The 23,563-nt window shown below is 44.8% G+C and carries 14 protein-coding genes; 5 read left to right on the forward strand and 9 right to left on the reverse strand.

All coding sequences use genetic code 11. From position 1 onward, the window contains the following. Nucleotides 1-9: 9 nt before the first annotated feature. Nucleotides 10-960 carry an ABC transporter permease subunit gene (locus NST94_RS21880; protein WP_339282155.1) on the reverse strand — a complete coding sequence of 317 codons (951 nt, stop codon included), beginning with the start codon at nt 958-960 and terminating at the stop codon, nt 10-12. A gap of 293 nt (nt 961-1,253) precedes the next feature. On the opposite strand from NST94_RS21880, the gene NST94_RS21885 reads away from it, so the two are divergent. Then, the gene (locus NST94_RS21885) at nt 1,254-3,542 is read left to right on the forward strand and encodes an AraC family transcriptional regulator (protein WP_339281274.1); all 2,289 of its coding nucleotides are present in this window, start codon (nt 1,254-1,256) and stop codon (nt 3,540-3,542) included. A 76-nt stretch (nt 3,543-3,618) separates the two neighbouring features. On the opposite strand, the gene NST94_RS21890 is transcribed toward NST94_RS21885, so the two are convergent. From NST94_RS21890 to NST94_RS21910, 5 genes are all read right to left on the reverse strand, one after another. Beyond that, the gene (locus tag NST94_RS21890; RefSeq protein ID WP_339281275.1) at nt 3,619-5,598 is read right to left on the reverse strand and encodes a beta-galactosidase; all 1,980 of its coding nucleotides are present in this window, start codon (nt 5,596-5,598) and stop codon (nt 3,619-3,621) included. Nucleotides 5,599-5,648: 50 nt separating this feature from the next. Beyond that, nucleotides 5,649-7,073, reverse strand: a complete 1,425-nt coding sequence (locus NST94_RS21895) for a family 43 glycosylhydrolase (RefSeq protein ID WP_339281276.1) — start codon at nt 7,071-7,073, stop codon at nt 5,649-5,651. 86 nt (nt 7,074-7,159) lie between these two features. Continuing rightward, nucleotides 7,160-8,833 (reverse strand): hypothetical protein, encoded by a 1,674-nt coding sequence (locus NST94_RS21900; protein ID WP_339244414.1) that lies wholly within the window; start codon nt 8,831-8,833, stop codon nt 7,160-7,162. Between the two features lie 41 nt (nt 8,834-8,874). Next, complete coding sequence (locus NST94_RS21905) at nt 8,875-9,750, reverse strand: carbohydrate ABC transporter permease (RefSeq protein WP_036683169.1); 876 nt, start codon at nt 9,748-9,750, stop codon at nt 8,875-8,877. A 36-nt stretch (nt 9,751-9,786) separates the two neighbouring features. After that, a complete protein-coding gene (locus tag NST94_RS21910) occupies nt 9,787-10,743 on the reverse strand; it encodes an ABC transporter permease subunit (protein ID WP_081382600.1) in 957 nt (318 codons plus the stop codon). Nucleotides 10,744-10,971: 228 nt separating this feature from the next. On the opposite strand from NST94_RS21910, the gene NST94_RS21915 reads away from it, so the two are divergent. The 3 genes from NST94_RS21915 to NST94_RS21925 all read left to right on the forward strand — a co-directional run bounded on the left by NST94_RS21915 (nt 10,972) and on the right by NST94_RS21925 (nt 14,992). After that, nucleotides 10,972-12,702: a histidine kinase gene (locus NST94_RS21915; protein WP_076130287.1), complete on the forward strand. Its 1,731-nt coding sequence runs from the start codon at nt 10,972-10,974 to the stop codon at nt 12,700-12,702. Beyond that, entirely contained in the window at nt 12,683-14,038 is a 1,356-nt protein-coding gene (locus tag NST94_RS21920; RefSeq protein ID WP_076186950.1) for a response regulator, read from the forward strand. The genes NST94_RS21915 and NST94_RS21920 overlap by 20 nt, the downstream gene beginning before the upstream one ends. Nucleotides 14,039-14,113: 75 nt before the next feature. Next, nucleotides 14,114-14,992, forward strand: a complete 879-nt coding sequence (locus tag NST94_RS21925; protein ID WP_076130289.1) for an AraC family transcriptional regulator — start codon at nt 14,114-14,116, stop codon at nt 14,990-14,992. 1,002 nt (nt 14,993-15,994) lie between these two features. Here the strand turns inward: NST94_RS21925 and NST94_RS21930 are convergent. Beyond that, nucleotides 15,995-18,184 (reverse strand): alpha-galactosidase, encoded by a 2,190-nt coding sequence (locus NST94_RS21930; RefSeq protein ID WP_248548350.1) that lies wholly within the window; start codon nt 18,182-18,184, stop codon nt 15,995-15,997. A 235-nt stretch (nt 18,185-18,419) separates the two neighbouring features. Beyond that, a complete protein-coding gene (locus NST94_RS21935) occupies nt 18,420-20,885 on the reverse strand; it encodes a glycoside hydrolase family 2 protein (RefSeq protein WP_339281277.1) in 2,466 nt (821 codons plus the stop codon). Between the two features lie 134 nt (nt 20,886-21,019). On the opposite strand from NST94_RS21935, the gene NST94_RS21940 reads away from it, so the two are divergent. Beyond that, a complete protein-coding gene (locus NST94_RS21940; protein WP_076128941.1) occupies nt 21,020-21,871 on the forward strand; it encodes a helix-turn-helix domain-containing protein in 852 nt (283 codons plus the stop codon). A 71-nt stretch (nt 21,872-21,942) separates the two neighbouring features. On the opposite strand, the gene NST94_RS21945 is transcribed toward NST94_RS21940, so the two are convergent. Next, nucleotides 21,943-23,556, reverse strand: coding sequence for an extracellular solute-binding protein (locus tag NST94_RS21945; protein WP_038574721.1), 1,614 nt, complete (start codon nt 23,554-23,556; stop codon nt 21,943-21,945). Nucleotides 23,557-23,563 lie beyond the last annotated feature (7 nt).

A 23,563-nucleotide genomic window follows, 5' to 3' on the forward strand; every position in this document is an offset into this window, starting at 1 on the left:
ACCTCTTTTCTACCATAAACTTGTCTCGCTTACACGACGGCTGATGTAATTTGCTGTATAGATGAAGATCAAGCTAATCACGCCCATAAAAAGATCAATAGAAGCGCCATAGCTGAAGTTCCCCTGCACCATACCCACCCTATAGACATAAGTACTGATAATATCCGCTGTGTCGTAGATCGCCGGGTTCTGCATCAGGAACACCTTCTCGAAGCCAATCTCGAGCACTTTACCGATATTAAGAATCAAGGTGATCACGATGGCGGGTGAAATGCCGGGCAAGGTGACATGCCATATTTTACGCATGCGGCTGGCTCCGTCCATATCAGCGGCTTCATACAGCTGCGGGTCGATAGCGGTCAACGCGGCCAAGTAGATAATGGTCTCCCAGCCGATATGCTGCCAGATCTCCGACAGGACATAAATACCGCGGAACAATCCAGGATCGTTCATGAAATTGATCGGTCCAATCCCTATGGCACCAAGCAGATTATTAATCAGCCCTCCGGTTGGGGATAAAAACATGATCACCATACTGGCAACAATGACATTTGAGATAAAATGTGGAAGATAACTTACGGTCTGCACAACTCGTTTGAAAGCAGCCTTGCGCACCTCATTAAGCAGAATCGCCAGTAGAATGGGTGCCGGGAAGCCAAAAAACAGCTTATATAAACCAAGCAGAAAAGTGTTTTGCATCAGCGGCCAAAAATCGGGATTCTCTATAAACATCCTGTAATATTTGAGTCCCACCCAATCACTGGCCCAAATCCCTTTAAAAAGATTGTAATCCTTGAAAGTGATAACTAATCCAAACATCGGTGCATAGCGGAAGATCAAATAATACAACAGGCACGGCAGGAACAGCAGCCAGAGCGCCTTGTTTTTATTCCAAGTTCGAAGGATTCCCGCTTTGTGGCGTTGAGGTCGTTGGGGTCGCCGGTGCACTTTCTTTCGCATTTTGTCCTGCACTACGCTAGCTTGAGCCATATGCATGTCTCCTCTTGTTAAAATGATCATAACTCATATAGATGTCAGATTACTTCCCCCTTTTTTCCGGGATTTGTCTCCGAATTATAGCTGCATTTCTTTGGAAAGCGCTATCTACATGTTATATAACATTTCGCCTTAACTGCGGATTTCCATAGAATAGCGTACAAATCAGCAAAATTGCATATTGTTGGTGTTAGCTTTTTGCCGCTATGATAGAATTAATCCAATTCTTTTACGGGTGCATCCAAAGGGGGATACATATGAAGGGATCCGTTACAGGCAAATTTGCGCTGAATGCCCTGTTCGTTAAGCTGATGCTAAGCTTCCTCAGTGTCATCTTGATTTTGGCATCATTTAATCTGTTCTCCCATCTGTATTTAAGCGGCAAAATCTATAAGGAGATGATCCGGCAAAATGAGCTTGGCCTCGCACAAACGGTCGAAGGCTACGAAAATCATTTCCGGTTGACCCAGAACATCATTCTTGCCCTCACCCAATCCGATTCATGGACTGCCAATCTGGGCATTCTAAGCCACCTGAAAGAGAACCGTCGATATGATATCCCGGCAGAAGTGATATCGGATCTCTCAACGCTGTATGCTAATCCTTTTCTGCATATCGAAAATTTCATTCTCTATTTTAAAAAGGAAAATTATGTACTGGAGAGGGAGGGCCTAAGCAGCGCCGCAGATATGTTCGGTAAATACTACTTCAGTGCAGAATACCCTCCGGAGTACTGGAGCCGGCAAACGATGGACAATCAATTTTTAAAAGTCATGCCCGCCGTAACCTTTACCGAGAAAACCATACATTCCACCCGTACGCTCGGAAGGTTAATGCCAGTGCTGGTCAAAGCGATTCCTTATGAGGAAGTGTACGGCATTGTCATGCTGAATCCGCAGCTGATGCAGGCCGCCTACGGAGATGCCGGCAATACCCCGTTCTATATCCTGGATGCGCAGAAGAATCTATTGTTCTCTACATCAGAGGGTAAACTGCAAACAAGCCAGCTTCCGGAAAGTGGCAATGCCCATGAGCGGGTCGGAGACCAATATTACTTCTATGAAAAAGGTAAACAGACTGGATTCACCTATATCCGAGTGACCCAGGTGGCGGCTATTGCTGCGGAAATGCGGGGGATGCAGCTATTGCTGGCTGTATTACTCTCTGCCGCAGTACTGATCAGTGTTCTCTCATCCCTAATCTTCAGCCACCGGCTTAACCAACCGCTCCAGCGCCTGATTGCCGCCTTGGACCGTAAGGCAGGCAGCCGGCCTGAAAAATTGAGCAGTGTGAAGGAATTCGCCATTATCGGCGAACGCCTGAGCTCCATTTTGGAGAGTAACCGCTTCATCCAGACCGATCTTGATCATAAGAACTCACTGGTGCGCCAATATGCCTATACTCATAAAGTGAAAAATATCCCGCTGAGTAAAAGCCTCGCGGAGCTTGAAGATGTAAGGCAATCCGAACAGCCCTATGCCTCCATTCTGTTCAAGGTCAGCTTCAAAACCTTGCCGGACGAATTGGAAAAACACACACTGATGTTATGGAAGCTGGTTCAAAACTTGATCACTGGTGGTGAAAGCGAAAGCGTCGCACTCCAGCCGGAACATGATCAGCTCATGCTGCTCCTGTTCAATCCCGGACCGCAGAGCAGTTTTCTGCAGGCTCTTGATACCCTTAAGGAGCTGCTGGATTCGGAGACATCCTTATATCTGACTATTGCTGTAAGTCCGGTATATTCAGGCGAAACCTCATTTACCGATGCCTACAATAATCTATCGATGTTGTTAAATGAGCGTAGATTGAACGGGGAAACACAAATTATCGTAGAACCTAGAGCCTCATCCGCCAAATCCTTTCATTTAAAGGTGACACACGGAGAGGAGCTGCACAATCTGCTGCAGTCTGCCAATGAGGAGGCTGTATTCGCTTGGTTGGATCGTCAGCTGGAGCAGCTGCAGCACAAGGACGCGGCGGCGGCGGATTTTCGGGCATTTGCCTTGGGAGCAGCGGAACAGACGAGCAAAACGGTGACGAGGCTGAATCTGTCCCAAGCGGAAGCGGAGCGTCTCTTACCACCCCGACTAGAGCCATTTAACGCTTTCCACTCAATGGATCAATACAAGGAATGGCTGCGTGATCTGGTTCGTCCTGTGCTCGTGGTCATCAGTAGCCGCTCGGAGTCGCGCGACCCCATTATCAGCTTTGTGCTGGATTACTTAGACAAACATTACGGCGAGGACATCAACCTCAACCTAGTAGCAGACAAGTTAAATTTAACTCCAGGTTACCTGTCCAGCATTTTTAAAGAGAAAACAAACATCAACTTCAGTGAATATCTGAACAATCTGCGGATTGAGCGGGCCAAAGAGCTGCTAATGAATCTGGAACTGCGGATTCAGGATATCGCGCTTCAGGTCGGTTATCAGAACGTAAATTCCTTCATCCGTATGTTCAAACGTTGTGCCGGAATAACTCCGGGCGAATACCGCAAGCGCTATTCCCGTGATGATTCACTCCCCTCCTCCGGCCTTGGCTTGTAAAGAGGCTACATTGCAGAGGAGAGGACAAAAAAGGCCCCCCATTGGCTGGGGGCCTTTTTGTTGTAAAGATTTGCAATCAGAATCCCGTTTTCGGAATCTCCATTGGCACAATATTATAGGGCGCTGTCATACCCGTCCGCACCTGATACATCTGGTCATGGGCCTTTCTCGCTGCTTGCACGAAAGGTTCATATGGACGGTTGCAGACATCCACTACACCGATTTGATAGTTTTCTCCGTCATAACGTCCGAGCACAGGCTGATCATTCCATTGAAAATAATGAACTCCGATGAGCTGCGGGATGGCTGCCCCCTGCTCCACATAATAACGGTAAGCCTCACCGCGCTCCTTCTGGGTTGCCACCGCACGGATCCCATAAGCCAACATGCCGCCTTCAGCCGCACCAAAATGATATTCCCCAATCATGACTGGTTTGTTCAGTCGTCCGCTGATCTGGGCGATCTGGTCCTTGTCAGGACTGAACTGATAGCAGTTCATAGAGAATACATCAAACCATTCGCAGCCCTCCAGCACCTCATCACTGCCAACCCAGGCATAACGCATTCCCAAATTCAGATGATTCGGATCCGTCTGCTTGCAAAGACGGGCTGGCACTTCTACATACCGTCGAATCATGATCCGGTTAAACTGGTTATAATCCACTTCTCGGGCAGAAGTGAGATTATCCCCGGTTACATTCACATTCGATACATCGTATAAATCCTCGAATTCTTCAAAAACGCTATCCCACGCCATGTTTAATCGTTCCACTGTTTTGTACTTTTCTGCAAGCCAGCGAATGAATTCCTTCTTACTGGCATAACGGACCGGAGATTTCAGCATCTGCCCGGTCAAATTCAACCCATCCACGAATGCCCAATGCGGCTCATTACGCATGAAATAACCGACCATTCTCTGGTCTTCCCTTAATGGAAGAAGCTGCTCCGCAAAGCTCCCGGCATTCCGCTCATACTCCGGGCTAAACACATCCGGGAAATCCCGGAAAATAGTTTGCTCCGTCATAGGAAAGTCCACTAGAGGATAAACATACGGAAGCTGGGATTCGTTGATAAATCTATCATTGGACCAGTTACCGATGGTGTTGAATCCCCATTGTTGTAAGCGAAAATCCGTCATAGCCACCCAGTTAGAGCGCCACTCCGCCCCAAAAGCAGTGATCAGATTAGCAATCTCGAAGCTGAATTCCTCACCATCCTGTGACCAAGCTTCTTGATAGATTCCTTCCCGCTCCGGCAATGAGGGTATCAAGTGTTCCATGCCAGTTACATGCATAGAACAAGCTGGACCCACACAGTCCATCCCCGTACTGAACAGGGCATAACCCTCTGGATCAACGAACCACCAGCGGCTGCCGTCAAACTCCGTGCGGAAATATCCAGTTGCCGCGAATCTCAGCGCCTTCCAACCTCCGTACCTGCTGAGGTCACCTCCATTGTGATCAGCATGTTCCGCAAGTTTCCGCTCTGTGCGCAGCCGATCCGTCATCGCTTCTGCATCAACCGTTTTCCCTGGCCAATCCCTTCCCTTTAATTGGCCCAGATCATCTATATATGGTTGCTGTTCATACTCAAAGACGGGCTCAGTTAGACTTAGAGCCAAGCCACTAATTTGCACAGCTCTACTTGTTGTTGAAGGGAGAGTAGCGATAGAGAATCGGGTGATATGTTTGCGATCGATGCCTGCATCTCCCCTCAGTACTGTCTGCATCACACCCGGATAACGGGGAAGGAACAGCTTCTCACCATTTAAATGAATCAAGGGTAAACAAATTTTCGTGCGCACACCGGGTAAAATTCCTACATGATAAGTAATGACGCGATGATCCCGATCATAAAAACTGAATAACAGCACCAGAACGTCACGGCTTTCATGGTAAACCTCCGCATTAACGAAACCATAATCGCACCAAGCGGCGGATTCCAGATGCCCTGACTGAAGCTCAAATCCACCACCTTCTGGTGTAGTGATGAACTGAAACGTCTCAGAGGAAGTCGCAGTAAGTTGTGTATGGGGGTCACTTTTAAACCATTCCATAGGGAAGGAGACAGATAAACTCATCGGTATACCTCTTTTCTCTAAACTGTTTACCTTACTGAAATCAGTTGAAAAAGCTGCGGGTCTGCACCTATACGGGGATCATGGCAGCGTTTGGATTCAAGAAACACACAACCCCAGCCCCCACGCTGTTCTCCTGCTACGGTAAGAACTCTTCCGTCATTGCTCCCAATAGTCAGTGAACCTGCTTCTGTCTCTGTAAGCAACCATATAAACTGATCTTCGTTGTCACGAATAGGCTCCAGCAGCAAGGAATTCAACAGGCCAATAGATAAGGCCTTTTCACTGTTTCGAATTCTCACCCTACCCTTCTCCCCGTATTCAACCGTCCATCTCTGCTGCTGATCTTCATACGAAAGCGTCCGGACTTCGACGTTCAGGGTCTCCTCATGTTCAATGGATTGATTTCCCGCCGCCAGATAAAGCCCCATTCCTAAGCTTTTCAATCTGAACAGACCACTACCAGAGCCGCATTCCACAGCTACGATTCCCTTCCTTAGGTCAATCACCGTTCGCTCTGCCCAGTCAAGCTTCATTTCCCGGTCAGAAGGAAAGCTGAGCGGCAGAAATACATAGGAAGAGGCATAATAATCCGCAGGGTCCCAGCGATCCCCAACATACAGGTAAGAGCACTGGTCATTGTCTGTTCCTACAATAGGAACTATAAAAGCAGGCTGGCTGTCGTATGTAGTGATGTCGCCCAAAGGCAGCAAGGGTGACCAACGACCAAATAATTCCTCGGACCAGGCATAGGTTCCTTGGTTAGGCAACCAGCCCGTACAGGCGGACGAGATGAGGAAGTATACACCCTGACGTTTCATTAATACAGGTGCTTCACGCGCTTGTCCGGGCCACAAGGTCTTGACCTGTTCTTCTATGCTGAGGTAATCAGGTGACAGACGATACATAATAAGATCAGCATTTTCCCTTGCCGCGGAGATAAAATATGCCGTCCCATCGTCATCCTGGAACAAGGTGCAGTCCCGAGACATGTTACCTATCGGATTAAAGCTGCCCCGGTAAACATAATCCCCATCTACCGTCCCGCAATCAGCGATCGCGCAGCGCGCATCAGAGTAGTCGCGTCCATTTTCCCAATGCATCCACATAACAAATCTCCCTGTAAGTTTGTTGTAGAGTACTTTTGGGCGCTCAATTACCGCACCCGTTGGGCGCCCCTCCCTGTCCAAGGGTTCAAGCTCTAATGTGGTGCGATGATAAATCGGCTGTACCGGTGAATCGAGTGTGAGCACATCATTGCGCCATTCCCAATTCACTAGATCCACAGATCGGTAGCAGCTCACTCTCCGCCGATCCATCCGGTTCTCACCAAACCAGTAATAATATCCATCCGTATAGAGCATATGTCCACCATGTGCATGTACAGGATTTCCGCTCATATCCAGAAGTGGAGCGCTATTTAGTAGGGTGACTGTACTCGCATTTTCGTCCATGATTAACCTCCAGAGGATCAGATTTTTAGACAAAAAAGCAGGTCCGGCCAAGGATGACCTTAACTGAACCTGCTGTTCTTGCGAACTTATTTCAATCCCATCTGAGACATCACATCCACCTTGCTAGCATTGTTATACCATTCGTTGATTTCTTCGGAAATTTTCGTACCGCCTTTGTCATGCCATTGCTTCACGAAGTCATCGTACGCAGTTAGCGGCTCTTTACTGTAAATAATTTTGGTGAAGGTTTCCTTTTCCATCGTATTCAGTTGCTCCCAAGTTGTCTGCATGGTCTTGGTAGGTGGACCGTTAAATGCATTTGGAAGCAGTGACTCTCTATTCTCATAGGAAATCACATATCCCTCTTTGGCTGTTTCATCATTTGATGCCGATCTGATCAAGACCCCATTCTCAGCTTTTGCACCTTTGGAAAGATCATAAAAAGATTTACCTGGGCCATCCACACTTGGTGTATTTTTGGTAAAAGCCATTTTCCCTACACCTTGAGCGGCATCCAAAGGCGTATTGAATTTCTTGGAATCGAATACCACTTCATCGCCAACGATGTCATAATCATATCCCTGAGCATAACCATATTTGAAATCTCCGGTACCAAATGCTGCATCGTAAAGCTTGTCATAATACAAGAAGAAAGCTTCCATATTGTTAAAGTCTTTATTAAACATAAAGACACCATCGTTCTGTTGACCGGATTGGTAGGTTCGATCCCCACTTACACCGTTAATTGTTGGGTAAGCTTTGATTTTAGCCCCTTTTACGTTAGTTTCCACATCTTTAACACTGCCGTACAGCCAAGGACGGCCAATAATAATCCCTGCTTTACCTTCAGTGAAATCCGCCAGTGCATCCCATGCACCCTGTGTAGCCAACTCCTTATTTAAATACCCTTTGGAGTACCAATCGCGAAGTTTAGCTAACGCATCTTTTGTCCCATCAGCGACGGAACCGTAAGTGAGTTTTCCATTGTCGTTATACCATTGGCCGGGGAGACTCTTCCCTGTATAAGCACTAAAAATCATTACAGAGTCGCTTACCCAGCCCGTGTTGTAAGAATCTTTTCCCGAGAAATCAAATCCATAAGTATCATTTTTTCCGTTACCATCCGGATCATCATTCGTAAAAGCAGCGATTACCTGTTCAAATTCATCTATATTTGTTGGCGCTTTTAAATTTAATTTATCTAACCAATCTTGACGGATAAGCATGACTTCACCTTCAGTGAGATTGGGCGAGATCGCCATCCCATAAACCTTGCCGTCCTGGATAACCGGGTTGAACGTTGTTGGATATTGTTTATATATTTCTTTCAGACGCTCAGGCATATATTTGTTAATGTCTTCCGCAATATCTTTTACAAGTCCAGATTGAATCAGATCATTTTCTAATGAGGTGTCATACACTGGCAAAACATCCGGAAGCTTCTCGGAACCAGTGAGCGCTAAACGAAGTTTCGTATTATATTGGGAGGCATCACCGCCCAAAAGAGTAGTTTGGATGTTAATCCCTAGATTCTCGACACCCCAGCGGGTCAACACATTATCATTTAAGCTCTCCCCGTTGATATATTTACCGGCATTCTCATCTTGTTGCTTGGCGATGTTGATAGTAATAGGAGGAACGTATTTGCCGTCTTTGAGAACCGCTTCTGCCGCAGTAGATTCTTTACCGTTTGAGCCGCAGCCCGCTAGCAATCCTGCCATCAATACAGTAGTCGTTATTAAGGCCCCTGTTTTTTTCATCAATAAGCTCCTTTGAATTAAAGTTTTATGTGTTGGTCACGTTATTCTTTTACAGCACCCAGAACGATGCCTTTGACAAAATACTTCTGTAGAAAAGGGTACACAAGGATAATGGGCAGTGTGCTAATAAAAATTTGCGCAGCTTTGATACTCTGTTCTGACAACGCGGCTGCTTCTGATTGACTAAGTGCCATACTCTGCGCTGAACCTTGCACCACTACAGTCTGTAAGAATGAAGCTAACGGATAGTCCGTTGTATTCGACATATACAAAATCCCATCAAACCATGCGTTCCAGCTCCCCACCATGATAAACAATCCAACGGTTGCCAGACCGGGAAGGGAAAGCGGAAGATAGATTTTCCGGAAAATGACGAAGAACGAAGCCCCATCGATAAATGCCGCCTCTTCAAGCGCCTTAGGGATTGTTTTAAAGAAATTCATAATCAGAATCAAATTATAAGCTCCGAAGGCACCGGGAAGCACGAGCGACCAGATCGTGTCCTTGAGCCCAAGTTTCGTAACCAATATATAAGAAGGAATCAATCCACCGGAAAACAACATCGTGAATATAAAAATCCACATTAAAGCATTACGCCCACGGAAATCTTTGGACAAGGCATACCCCGCCGTTGTAATAATGAACATGCTGATTAACGTCCCCAGTACCGTCCGGACCACTGAGATTCTCATGGAGCCTGTAAAATTCGTGTTTTTAAAAGTTTTCACATAGGCTTCGATATTAAAGTCCACCGGCCAAAAGGATACCAAATTCCCATTTACCGCTGTCTTACTACTAAATGATTGTGCTAGCAAATGAAGCATAGGCAATAAACACGATAAGGCTACTAGAATCAGGAGGATATGATTGAAAATCGAAAATATCCTATATCCCTTGGATTTATAATACACTCCCATTCCTCCTAACAGTTTTGTAAGCTTAACAACTTCGGCTTAAAATATTTTATAGTTAGCTACCTTGTAAGCAATTCGATAGGAAATTACGATTAATATGAAGCTGATGCCGGATTTAAATAATCCAACAGCAGTACCAAAACCGTATTGGCCATTCAATAAGGATGACCGGTAAACATAAGTATCGATGATATCCCCCGTACTATATACGAGTGGATTGTATAAGTTAAAGATTTGATCAAATCCTGCATCCAGGATATTTCCAAGGCTTAACGTTGCAATTACGATGATCATCGGCATCATACTCGGTAAGGTAACATGTCTTATTTGTTGGCGGCGTGACGCGCCGTCGATCTCAGCTGCCTCATAATAAGAAGGATCGATCCCTGTAATCACCGCTAAGTAGACAATCATGCCAAATCCGAAGTTTTTCCATAAATCACTGATGATGATCGTCGGTCTGAACAGCGTAGGATCGCCCAGAAAGAAAATCGGTTTCAGTCCGAGGAAATTCGTAAGAAAATGATTTATGCCCCCATCCAGACCTAAGATATCAATCATGATTCCGGCAACGGTTACCCAAGAGAGGAAATGCGGTAAATAGACCAAGGTTTGAATACTCTTTTTAATCCCCATGTTTCTAATCTCGCTTAGCAGAATCGCCATAAAGATAGGAACAATAATTCCGACTATAATTTTGATTACAGCAATAATGAGGGTGTTGATAATGGATTGTGTTGCCTCTTTATATTGGAAGATTCTTGCGAAGTTATCCCAACCAATCCAAGTTGAACCTGTAATTCCAAGCCAGGGCTTGTAATCCTGAAAGGCCATCACTAATCCGACCATAGGACCGTAGGCAAAAATTAGAACGAATACCAAAGCTGGGATACATAAAACATACAATGGCCAATTTTTTTTGATTTCCTTTTTCCAAGGATTCTTTCTGCTTTTTTTAACGTTGGCTTTCTCACTCCATTTGAGCTGGGTATTCATTATCTGTGCTATTGTGCTTACCCCCTTTTACATTCTTGGCTGCTAATTTCTTTCTGGTTTAATGTTAACAAAAGCGCTTTCATTCGAAAATGTCTCAAATTAAATATCATAACCACTCGCTAAACATCTTTATAAACGCTTTCATTTTGCGAGAGCTCTTCTCTTTTTCTTTTGGAATATATGGCTTATGATGAATTCACACGAGTCCTAGCGACAGGAGTAATGCTTATGATTAAAAAAGTAAATATGAAACGATTCATATATTTTTTCGTTTTTTTCCTTTTACTTACCTTAAGTTTGTTTTTCGTAATGAACTCCCTAGGTTCCAAAACCATTCAAGAGAGCTTGGTTAACTCCTCCAAAAATCAGCTAGCCTATACGGAAAGCATTCTGGATGGCATCATCTCTGAGGCAAGTTTGTATGGCATCCAATATACAGCCGACACCTCCGTACGTTTCTATCAAAGCAAAATACAAGAGATGAACAATTACGATGCCCAGATGAAAAAAAACGATATCTATGACCGCATATCAGCACCACTTCTCTCCAGTCAGGCGATTGAATCTATCGGTATCTACTGGAAATCGGACGGCACTTTTATTTTTACGGGTCATGATTCGCTTGCCAAACAGCCCTTTCAGAAAGTCACGCAGCGAGGCTGGCAGATTGTTAATAACAATTTGTATTATTTTTCAATCTATCCTTATATTCATGAACCTAAAAATCCTGCCAATATTCAGTACATCGTGGGCGTTAAGCTGAAAAAGGAGTATTTAACAAGTCTTTTAGAAAAAGCAGTGAGTGGCGGCGAGAGCTCCAATGCCTTTTTACTTGTGAACAAGAGTTTAATGATTAGCAATAAAGCGGTGGATATTCGAATCGAGGAAAAAGCCAAGGAGACGATAACACCCAATGCACATGAAATTTTAAAGTTTGACTATCATATCAACGATGACGATTATTATGTTTTATCAAAGTATATTGAGCCGATTGATACGTATCTTGTTACCTATACGCGAATGAGTGATTTTTTGAATCCGCTTAACCGGAATAAACAGGTGTTTTTTGTCAGCATCTTAATGATCTTGATCATTGGTCTTATCGTGATTTTTATGTTCTATCGAAACTATTATCGCAATGTATATCTGCTCGACAAGAAATTCTACCAAGTGGAACAAGGGAATTACAGCACCAGAATTAGTGAGAACCCGGACAATCAATTTTATAGTCTATTTAAAAGCTTTAACCACATGGTCGCCAAAATACAGGCTTTATTCGCTTCATTAAAAATAGAAACCGAGCTGCGCAGAAACGCCGAAGTGAAACAGCTACAGGCTCAGATCAATCCACATTTTCTTTACAATAATCTGTTTTTTATTATGGCAGTGGCAAAAACTTCACCGGAAGCCGTAATGCAGATGAGCAAGCATTTAGCAGAGTACTATCGTTATTTAACAAAAATGAATTCAGATAATGTTACGTTGGCTTCTGAATTGCAGCTTGCCGATCATTTTTTATCCATCATGTCACTTTCCAAAAAAATAAATTATGAAATCAACCTGCCTCCTGAACTGGGAGAGCATCTGATTATGCCACTGATTATCCAGCCTATGGTCGAGAACGCAATTCAGCATGGGATTGAAGAACAGCAAGGGGCTCATCGCGTTACTATAGATGTAAAAGAACTTGATACTGGAGCATTAATTATTGTTGCCGATGACGGTAAGGGGCTTACTGCTGAGGAAATACACCAGCTAATGGCCAGACTTGAGAATGAATCCCCACCTGAAGGATCAAGAGGAATTGGTCTTTGGAACATTCATCATCGCCTCAAAAATGCGTATGGTGAATTAAGCGGACTGCGGTTCTTCATCAATGACTGGGGTGGTTTATCCGTGCTGGCATTCATAGATTTCTCGCTGGATGAAGGAGGACAATATGCGATTATTGATAGTTGATGACGGACATTACATCGTTGAATATTTAAAACACCTGCTGGATTGGAGCAAATTTGGAATTGAGCATATTGAGACGACAACAAATTCGATTGAAGCCAAGGAGCTATTGAATCAGAATCATATAGATATCCTTATTACAGATATTCGTATGCCCGAGGTATCCGGCATTGATTTACTGCATCATGTTCATGAGAAAAAGCTCAATACCAAGGTAATTTTCCTTTCCGGTTATTCTCAATTTGATTATGCACAACAAGCCATTCGTTTGGGTGCACTCGATTATTTACTCAAGCCGGTTGATAAAGAGGATATGGAAAAAGCCATGAGTCAAGTTATTAAGAGTATCGCTGAGAAACCCCCAAAAACCCCAGTGGCAGAGAAAAAGATAGATGGGCTAGGTTACTTGCTTTCTGTTATTAGCGGACCTTCCCCACTACGTTATGATCACAGCACACTCGATACTGCTTTACGGAATGAGCACTTTTGCTTTTTTCACGTCTCAGGGCCTAGAGGGAAAGATGAAATGATGTTAAAAGATCATAATGGTGGACGGGACTTTATTTGGATCACTCCATCAGCCATTACTGGAATTATTCCAGAATCCAATACCGAAACTGTGGCAAGCAGCGTCGATTCCATTTCTTTTTCCGAGCCGTTTGAATTTTCTCAAAAGCATGCTGTTCGGCATATTTTTTATCATTTCTTTTTTAATGAAAATATTGGGGCCAGTGACTTTACTATGCTGAGTGCCTCTAGTGCTCTCCCTAAATTAGAGCTTGGAGAATGGGAACAAACCAGAAAAAACATTTTAAAAAACTTTGCCAAGCTCACTGTCAAAAAACAAAAGCTCCTCTACCTGCTCGAATTCATTAATTTGCTGTATTCCACAACCGATAAAATCCAATCAGGTGAGGTCGCAGACTGGATTTTCAATCAATTATCAGAACCAGATACGGCTCTTCAATCCATCTTGCAGAGTCTCACCCAATTAGATAGAAGCGCTAAATTTTCCAATCAAAACATTGTTCATACCATTCAAGCCTATATCTCCAATCATATTAGTGATTGCTTGAGCCTGGAGGACTTAGGGAAAATTGTTCACCTACATCCTGTTTACCTGTCCAAATTTTATAAGCAGGAGACGGGTGAAAATTTATCGAGCTACATTTCTTCTAAACGCTTGGAAAAGGCCTCCAAGTTATTGATCGATTCCAACTTACATGTGCTCGATATTTCACATCTAGTCGGCTACAAAAAGCCACAATATTTCATTAAGCTGTTCAAAGATCAGTATGGCATTACGCCTTATCAATATCGAAGACAGCAGATTAAATGAAACAAAAATTGAACAGATCAACAAAAAAGTTTACACTTTGAATGAAGTAACGAACCATGGAAAGGAAACCTGCTAATGTTGCGCTCCTCCTACACCATTCGCTCGGAAGAACAAGCTTCTATGCTTCTGTTTGATTCTATTGGCTGGGAACAAGCCGAAACTCCGGCATATTCATTCAACGGCCAGAACCGGACGGAGAGAAGTTGTGTTATTTTTCAGTACACCTTATCTGGAGAGGGTAGAATTGAAATAGACGGGGTTGTTCACCCATTAACGAAGGGCAAAGCTTTCCTAGTGACTGTCCCCAGTATACACAGATATTATTATCCGGAGGAAGGTACAGAGCCCTGGGAATTCATTTGGCTGAATGTACGAGGACCTCTAGCTATTTCACTCTGGAACCAACTGATCGCACATGGCGGTCCTATTATAGAACTCCCTCAGGAATCGGTTCCGATGGATTTATTGTGGAGTATGTTCAAGGACATCCAGGTTGATGAAGAAAGAGATTTGCATTTTCTAACGGGGAAAGCCTTTCAGTGGATATTGTCCATGGAGAAATACCTCAAGAAACCAAGTTTGTTAACCACCTATATAAAAAATGACAAACTCCATGCCGCTATACAATTCATGAAAAATGATCTGCACAATAATAACCTTAGCTTAGACGATGTCGCCGCACATGTTGGAATTTCTAAACATCATCTTTGCAGGCTATTTCAAAAAAACATCAATCTCTCGCCTTTTGAGTATTTAAGAAGGAGACGGATCGAGCTGGCAGCATCTATGCTGAAAACAACAGATCAGACGATCTACCAGATCGCTGTGGACACCGGGTTTGACAATGCCAGCTATTTCGGCAAAGTTTTTCGTTCCTACTTTGGAGTTAGCCCCTCCACTTACCGCGAGCAGGACCTAGAGTTCCTGTCCAAACATGTGTTTTTTGAAAATTGATGTTGCTAGGCATGTCTATTCGGCTTCGATAGAGCTGAGTGGCAGGCGTGGCAGGCGAATTCGGGGCCGGTGGATGCAAGTAGTAACCATTCAGATCTGGTGGTGCCAACTCACAAGCACCCTCCCCCGCTTTCGGACCCAGATGAAGCTATTTGCCAATTTTTCGTCTTTTGAGTACAGTTTCGGACTCCAGTGCAGCTATTCCTTCGAAAGAGGTGCATATTAGGTACTTTTCGAGCCAATAGCGACTATGCGGTCCGATAAAACTCCAAATGTGTGAAAAGACTGCGGTTAGCGGCATCTGAGTCCGATAGCACTGTGTTGGCTGGGTAAGCAACTTGCAAGGCGCACCAATTCGCGTACGCTAGCCCACGGCTAGGGAAGAAACTTGCTAAACACCCTAATTCGCGTACGGCAGCCCCCGCCTAGGTAAACATCCTGCTAAACACCCTAATTCGCGTCCGAAAGCACCGAGTCCCCCTTCCCCCGCCGCTTTCGGACTCAGATGACGCTATTTGCCAATTTTCCGCCTTTTGAGCACAGTTTCGGACTCCAGTGCAGCTATTCCTCCGAAAGAGGTGCATATTAGGTACTTTTTAGAGTCAATAGCGACTATGCGGTCCGATAAAACACTAAATGTTTGAAAAGCGAGCGGATAGCGGCATTTGAGTCCGATAGCACCGTGTTGGCTGGGGAAGCAACTTACATGGTGCACCAATTTGAGCCCGCCGACTTCGAGTTATAAACACTCAATTCCAGTGGCGTCAAGCTACTTACAAGGTGCACTAATTCGCGTACGGCAGCACCTGGCTAGCAAAGCATCTTGCTAAACACCCTTATTCGAGCCCGCTATCCCCGGCTAAGGCTAGGTAAACATTCTGCTAAACACCCCATCCAATAACAGCTTCGGGCGCGCAGCTAGTCACAAAAGAACTCAAAAAAGGAGAAAAAAAAGGAAGGTGCTCAGCAGCCAATGGCTTTTGGGGCACCCTCCTTTTTTGATTAAACTTCTCTAAGCACGAAAAGTAAGCTTCTGAAATCGCCCTCGAGCTGTGGAAGCGTGAGTCCGAAGTGCATCAGCTCATCCCCTCTGTATACTCCGCCGTTAAACTCAAGCTTATACGATTTCGCAGGGTCGAGTCCTTTCAGACGCAATCTGCGCAACGGTGGATTAGGCCCGGCCAAAACTTGGAAGTAGGTGGCGAAGGCTTCTTTTTTATCAGCGGAAACAAACATCCATGCCGTCTCGTTTCCTTCAAAAGGACTAAGCAGTCGATAGAAATCACCGTACTGAATCAGCATTCTCAGTTCCTTGTACTCCGAAACCTGCTTGCGGATATCCTCGCGCTCAGCTTCAGTAAGCTTGGTCAAATCCAGCTCGTAGCCGAAATTACCCGACATCGCGACATGACCACGTGTCTCCAAAGGTGTAATACGATGTACCTGATGGTTAGGAACAGCCGACACATGGGCACCCATTGAACTCGCAGGATACACCATACTTGTTCCGTATTGGATCTTCAATCTTTCCACTGCATCCGTATCATCGCTAGTCCAGGTCTGTGGCATATAATACAGCATTCCCGGGTCAAATCGTCCGCCCCCGCCGGAGCAGCTTTCGAACAAAATATGAGGGAAACGGGAAACGATACGTTCCAGCACATCATAAAGTCCAAGGATATAACGGTGTGCCGTTTCACGTTGACGTTCGGCTGGAAGAAGCGCTGATCCAATCTCCGTCATATTCCGGTTCATATCCCATTTCACATAAGTAATCGGAGCGGATGATAATACCGAGCTAACTGACTCGACGATATAATCACATACATCCTTACGGGATAAATCCAGCACTAGCTGCTGGCGGGCTAATGAACTTTTATGCCCAGGTACATGGAGACACCAGTCTGGATGTTCACGGTAAAGATCACTTTCAGGCGATACCATTTCTGGCTCGAACCATAATCCGAATTCCATGCCCATTGCCGTGATATCTTCGCCTAGCTTTCCAAGACCTTCAGGCAGCTTGCGACGATCCTCTACCCAATCTCCCAGGGAGCTGTCGTCGTTATCACGTTTGCCGAACCAGCCGTCATCCAGCACGAACAGCTCCAGGCCTAGCTCTTTGCCTGCTTTAGCAATTTCTTTGATTTTATCCGCGTTAAAATTAAAATAAGTCGCTTCCCAGTTGTTGATCAGAATAGGACGCTTGCTATCGCGGAATTCACCTCTGCATAACCGGGTCCGATACAGACGGTGATAGGTTCTCGATAAACCGCCAAGCCCTTCACTGGATCTTACTAATACTGCTTCAGGTGCCTGAAAGGATTCGCCCGGTTCAAGCAACCACTGAAAGTTAAAAGGTTGAATACCGATCCCTACTCTGGAAATTCCGTATTGATCCACTTCTGCTTGGGCGAGGAAACTCCCGCTATACACAAGGCTGAATCCATAAACTTCGCCATGGTCCTCTGTCGCATCTTTTGCAAGCAAGGCCATAAAAGGATTCTGCTGATGGCTGCTGGAGCCGCGTTTGCTGTCAATCCGTTGGATGCCAGGAACGAGGGGTCTTTTGTGAATATGGCGTTCTCTAGTCCAAGTACCGGATAATTGCAGCATGTCATAGTCAGAATCATGGAAGTCAACATTCGCGCTTAATACTCTTTTCAAAACCAGATTGTCCTTACCCAGATTCTCAATCCGCACGGAACGTGTTATAACATCCTGATCGTTAAATACAGTATAGCTCAAGGCAGCGATCAATCCTGTTTTATCATCTTGCAGTATAATTTCCAAGGTCTCTGCTTCTTCATCACTTTCAACATAAGTAGCAGGCAGACCTTTGAGTGCAGGTTTTCCTTTATTAATGGTGTAGCTCTTATAACGGAAATCCGTTACGGTCGTGCCATCTACTAGGTGAACCTCCAGTGCCGGTTCGCGGAAATCCCCGTTTCCATAGGAAGGGAATTCGCTTGGCAAGGTGTCGAGGGAGATATTTTTATCCTCCTGCAAATAAGTTGGACTAAAAGAGCAACGTTCCACCAAATTCAACGGGTGTTGAAATTCTCTCCCTGCCAATTTTGGGCCCCAGTAGACATGCGCTGGAATAACACCTTTGATCATTTCAATAATATAGCTGGATTTCTCTGACTGTAAATGAAACACCTTGCGGTTGTCGTCATAATAAATACCCATAATATGTTTGCACTCTCCTTAAGGTAGCTCAATAGAACGTTTATTGTTTGTAGTTAATGCTTCTTCGAAGTCTATTTTAGAGTGAAATGGAAGGGTATACAATCTTAATATCTATACCTATTATAGTAAAATATTGATCTATCTATACACAGGATCTAAACCACTAGAATATATATCATCAAACTGTCATTTGGAGATTGGTAGCCTAGGATATAGTAGGAAAATAACCTTTTGCTTAAATATCAAAGACGGAACGTACAGTAAGCTGGGCACGCAGTTCCTCAGCTGTAGCTGGTTTGTCGAGATCTTTTTTGGCAACCGTAACGATTCTTGAAATGCCAGCTGACAGGTCGAAATAGTTATCACTGAAGATCGCATCTCTTTCCTTGAAATCAAGTCCAACGAAACGGGCATATGCTTTTGACTTCACAGTAATAACGAATTGTTCTGCTTCCTCTGTGACTACGGCTTCAAGCTCAGGATCAACAAAGCTGAAGTGTTTCGGCTTAACGAACAAGACGGTTCCCCCGCTTATCGTCTCCCCCTCTACCTCAAATACATATTCCAGATAGGCTTCACGTTTCTTCTCTTTTGTATCCAAGACATGACCAAAATCAAGCCGATCGAACTCGGCACTGCTTAAAGCCTCAATCTTCACCGACTTCGCACCTTCCATTAGAACCTCTGATGTCGGAGTAAGCAGTCTCCATCTTAATTCACCGCTCACTTTCTCTCGGCTCTCATTAGAGACATGCAGACAAACTACGGTTCCTTCGTCATGTGCAGAAGCAAGAACTGGAGCAAAAAAACGTCTAGCCGTATAATGCATTGCTTTCCACCGGCCATAATAATCGATGCTAGACCAAGAGGCAACCGGCCAACAATCGTTCAACTGCCAATACAATGCGCCCATGCAGCGCCCTCTATGTCTACGCCAATGCTCTACGCCACAGCGCATGCCTTCGGCTTGGATAAGCTGGGACGCATAGAGAATAGATTCAAAATCCTTCGGATATTTGTAGGTCTCGCCGATATAATAGAGAATTTTCTCATTTCCGGTATTGTTCTTTTGGTGGGACTCCATGACATAGGAGAAAATATTGCGATCCTCCGGCAGCGTAAAGGATTCAATCGTCTTCAAGCTTGGGAAGGATTGCAGGCCAAACTCAGACATATAACGCGGATAGAGCTTCCGGTAATCGGTAAAAGGCTCCTTGCCATGCCAAACTCCCCAGTAATGCATGTCTCCATAGTTCTCGTCATTCGGCTTATCAAAGCTTCCTTTAGAGGAAGGAGAGGCACGCCAGTAAAAGGTATTGGGATCAACTTCCTTAGCGATAGCCGGCAGAAGCACTTCATATTGCTTGATATAGTCGGCCTTTAGCTGGAGCGAATAATGATTCTCCCAATCCCAATCGACCCAAGCCATCTCCTGTTCGTTGTTGCCACACCACAAGCCTAACGATGCGTGATGGCGCAGGCGCTTCATGTTGTCGATCGTCTCATGTGTGATATTGTCCTCAAAAGATTCTGTCAGAGCATAGATTCCACAGGCATACAGATGATCCTGCCAGACAATAAGCCCATATTCATCGCATAGATCATAAAAATAATCGTCAGGATAATAACCGCCACCCCATACGCGAATAGTATTAAAGTTAGCAGCCACGCAGCTTTGGAGCAGGCGATCCGTGCGTTCCATAGTCACGCGAGGCAGAAGATTATCTTCCAGAATATAATCAGCACCTGTAGAAAAGATAAGCACGCCGTTGACTTCAAAAGCGAATGATTGTCCCCACTGGTCTTCTTCCTGCTTCACAGAAATCGTTCTTAATCCAATCCGCAGTTCTCGACGATCCAGCTCCTGTCCCTTCTGTAACAGCACAACCTCGACGTTATACAGGGGTTGTGCACCCAGATTATTCGGCCACCACAGCTCTGGCTCGATAATTTCCAGTGTAATATGATGATCTTCTCCGGCAGTTTCGAACACACGACGTTCAACGGCCACACCTGCTGGAGTGTGAACGCTGACTACGATTTCCCGTTCAACCTCCTGCCAGCTCTCTGTTCTTACCCGAACATCCAGAGTAACCTTATCCGGCTCGTGAAATTGTGTAATATAAACATCGTCAACACGGGCACTGTCATACCCCTGAATGGAGAGACTTCTCCAGATTCCAAGATCGGGCAGCTTCGGACCCCAGTCCCAGCCGAACATGGAATGTGCTTTGCGCAGATGGGATATTCCCTCCACTGCATCAGCACAACTGCTAAGCGGCAGCTCCGCTTGCTTCCGCAGAGCAAATTCCACTGGGGAACGGAAAATCGCGTGAATGGTGTTATCGCCTTGCTTCAACACTGACTTAATGTCCACTTCATACGTCCGGTGCATATTATCACTGTTCAGAATGTTATTTCCATTCACAAAAAGCTCGCATAACGTATCCAACCCCTCACACAGCAGAAATACGCGCTCATGCTGTAACACTTCAGCTTCCACTTGAAAGCAACGCTGATATTCGTAATCGTCATTGGATAATTCCAGAACCTCATATTCCTGCTCACGATAGAACGGATCCGGCATTTCTCCGGCATTCAATAAATCGTGATAGACAGAACCTGGCACACTAGCCTCCAGCCAGCTCGGCTCATGCAGACGTCTCATTTTCCATTTTCCATTTAGATCTACAAGATGCATTTTCTCCCGCCTCCAAAATGTGCTATTTTGCCTTCTTAAAGATCAAGTCTATCAATAATATCTTTATATTTCTTGTGTTGTGTTCTCGAGAATCATGTGCTATTTTAACATCACTAATACCCTGGAGGACGAACATGCTCAAATACACCGAGGCAAGCCATATGAATCCTGAACTACTAGCAGACCCTTTCTGGGTGGAGTCCTTAAGTCAGGTATCTCCAGAGCATACGCATGATTTCTATGAATTTTTCATTCTCACAGAAGGCAGATGTCAGCATATTGTTAACGGGACAGCGCAGCTGCTTCAGACGGGCTGCCTTGTCTTTATTCGGCCCAGTGATACCCACAGATATGAAGCAGATGGTGATAGCGATTGCCGTTTCCTGAACATTCCCTGCCGCAAAAGCCTCATTGAAGATGCTTTAACTTATCTGAATGAAGAGGAGTTTTTGCACGGATTGCTGAACACGCCTCTCCCCCGAATCGCCATGTTATCTCAGCTGGAAATGGCTAGTTTCATCCGTTCTATGGAACGCATTCGCATCCTATCAACCCTAGACAAGGTTAAGTCCCGGATTTTTCTAAAAGGCCTGCTCGTCGATACACTCACCCAGCATTTTTTCTCCGCAGAGACAGTCGCTCAACCAGAATTCCCGCTCTGGCTAGAGCATGCCATAACCAAAATGCATTTAAAGGATAATTTGCACCGTGGACTTCATGCCTTGTACGAGCTGTCAGGGAGAAGCGCCGGCCATGTGAACCGTGCCTTCCGGCAATACTTGAACCAGACACCTACGGAATATATCAACCAGCTAAAGCTCAATGTAGCCCGCAACCTACTGCTCACTACCGAGCTGCGTGTGGTCGATATCGCTTTGGAATCCGGCTTCGAGAATGTCAGTCATTTCTATCATCAATTCAAAAAATTCTATCATCAAGCCCCGCTTGATTTCCGCAGGAATGCACATGTTAATCGGCTGGTTTAGTTTTTTTATACAACAAAAAAAGCTTCTCTCTGCTGAAATGCAGAGAGGAAGCTTTTACATAGATAAATATATTATTTTGAGTTCCACAATTCCATACGTTCGCTATACTTCTGATTGAAGATTTCTTCTACTTTTTCATCCCCAGCTTTTTTCATATCCGCAAGCATCTTGTCGAATGTAGAATTGGCTTCGGCTTCAGAAGGAGCGATGATTACTCTCGTAATGCTTTGGTCCATAATATCTTTTACTTTTTGCGCGGTCAGCGCTTCAGGCGTTCCGCCGTCAGGACCTAAGTTATCAAATTCTGCTGTATCCCATACGGAATCTCCAAGGCTCTTAATGGCCATTTCGTCAATTTCACTACGTTGGTATTTAACGGCCATATCGTATGGCTGTTCATTGGCATCCAGACCATTTTTAACAAACCACAACCATTTACGAACACCACTCTTCTTCACAGCATCGTCCCAGTTATCCTTGAAGCTTTGCAGGAATGCAGGGTCTGGTTGTCTCTTTCCATCCACCATGGTGTACTGCTCGCCTTCCTTACCCCATAGCAGCAAATGTTGTCCTTCGTCACTCGCTAGGTAGTTGAACAGCTTGATAGTTTCTTCAGGGTGTTTGTTATTTTTCGTAATGGCAATAGCATCCCATCCAAGTGAGCTTCTTGGTCCGAATGTTGTTTGGGAGGTCTCTGTGCCTGGTGCTACAACCTTGTACGGGAAGAACTGATTATCATCTCCGCCATCCTTCTTCAGAGTCCCATTTGCGTTACCTGGGTCCCAGTATGCGCCTGGTGTGGAGAACACTGCGCCGGTAGCCAGCTTTTGAATCCAGGTTTGTGTTTTGCTGATGGCAAATTCTTTTTCGATTAGACCTTCTCTATACAGACTGTTCACATAAAGCAGCATCTCGCGATACTTTGGATCCTTAACATCATATTGTAATGTTCCATTATTATCGTAGTAGGTTCTCAGACCCCACATCCCTTTAAATGTACCCAGGTTGGCGCCCATATTTTCACCGTTCATCGTCATTGGAACAGTTTCTTTTCCATCAATTGTCTTGTTTTTCTCTTTAAAATTCTTTAAAAGTGCTTCAAACTCATCCGTTGTGAGTGGGGTGGAGCCATCTGCCTTATCTGGAGCCAGGTCAGCAACCAGATTTTTTCTCATCAGCATACCGAAGACAGGATCACTATCCAGGCCATACCAGTTAGCTAGGTAATAGTTTTTTCCATCTTTATAACGTGTTTTGATCAATGTGTCGCCGTACATTTCTTTAATGTCTGGTCCACTTTTCTCAATTAACTCATCGAGTGCTATAAATGCGCCACTTGTAATGTATTTATCGAGAGAAGCATCACCCCGGCTCATTACAACTACATCTGGATAGTCACCGCTGGCTAGCATCAAGCTCAGCTTTTCCGTAGGATTACCCGTTGGCTGCTGGATTGAGATCGAAATGCCCGTTTTTTTGGTGATTTCCTGCGCAATAGCATCAGTGAAAGGCTCACCCTTGGTATTTGAATCAAACCAGGTCAATGTAATCGGCTCTTGTTTTTTATCGTCTCCGGCCGTTTGGTTTGTATTGTTTTTTCCATCATTTGAAGCACAACCCGCTAATACACCAACGGCTAATGCGGCAGTAATACTCACGTTCAACCATTTGTTTTTCTTTATCATAGACACC

The sequence above is a fragment of the Paenibacillus sp. FSL H8-0282 genome, from assembly GCF_037963825.1.
GTDB lineage: Bacteria > Bacillota > Bacilli > Paenibacillales > Paenibacillaceae > Paenibacillus_AQ > Paenibacillus_AQ odorifer.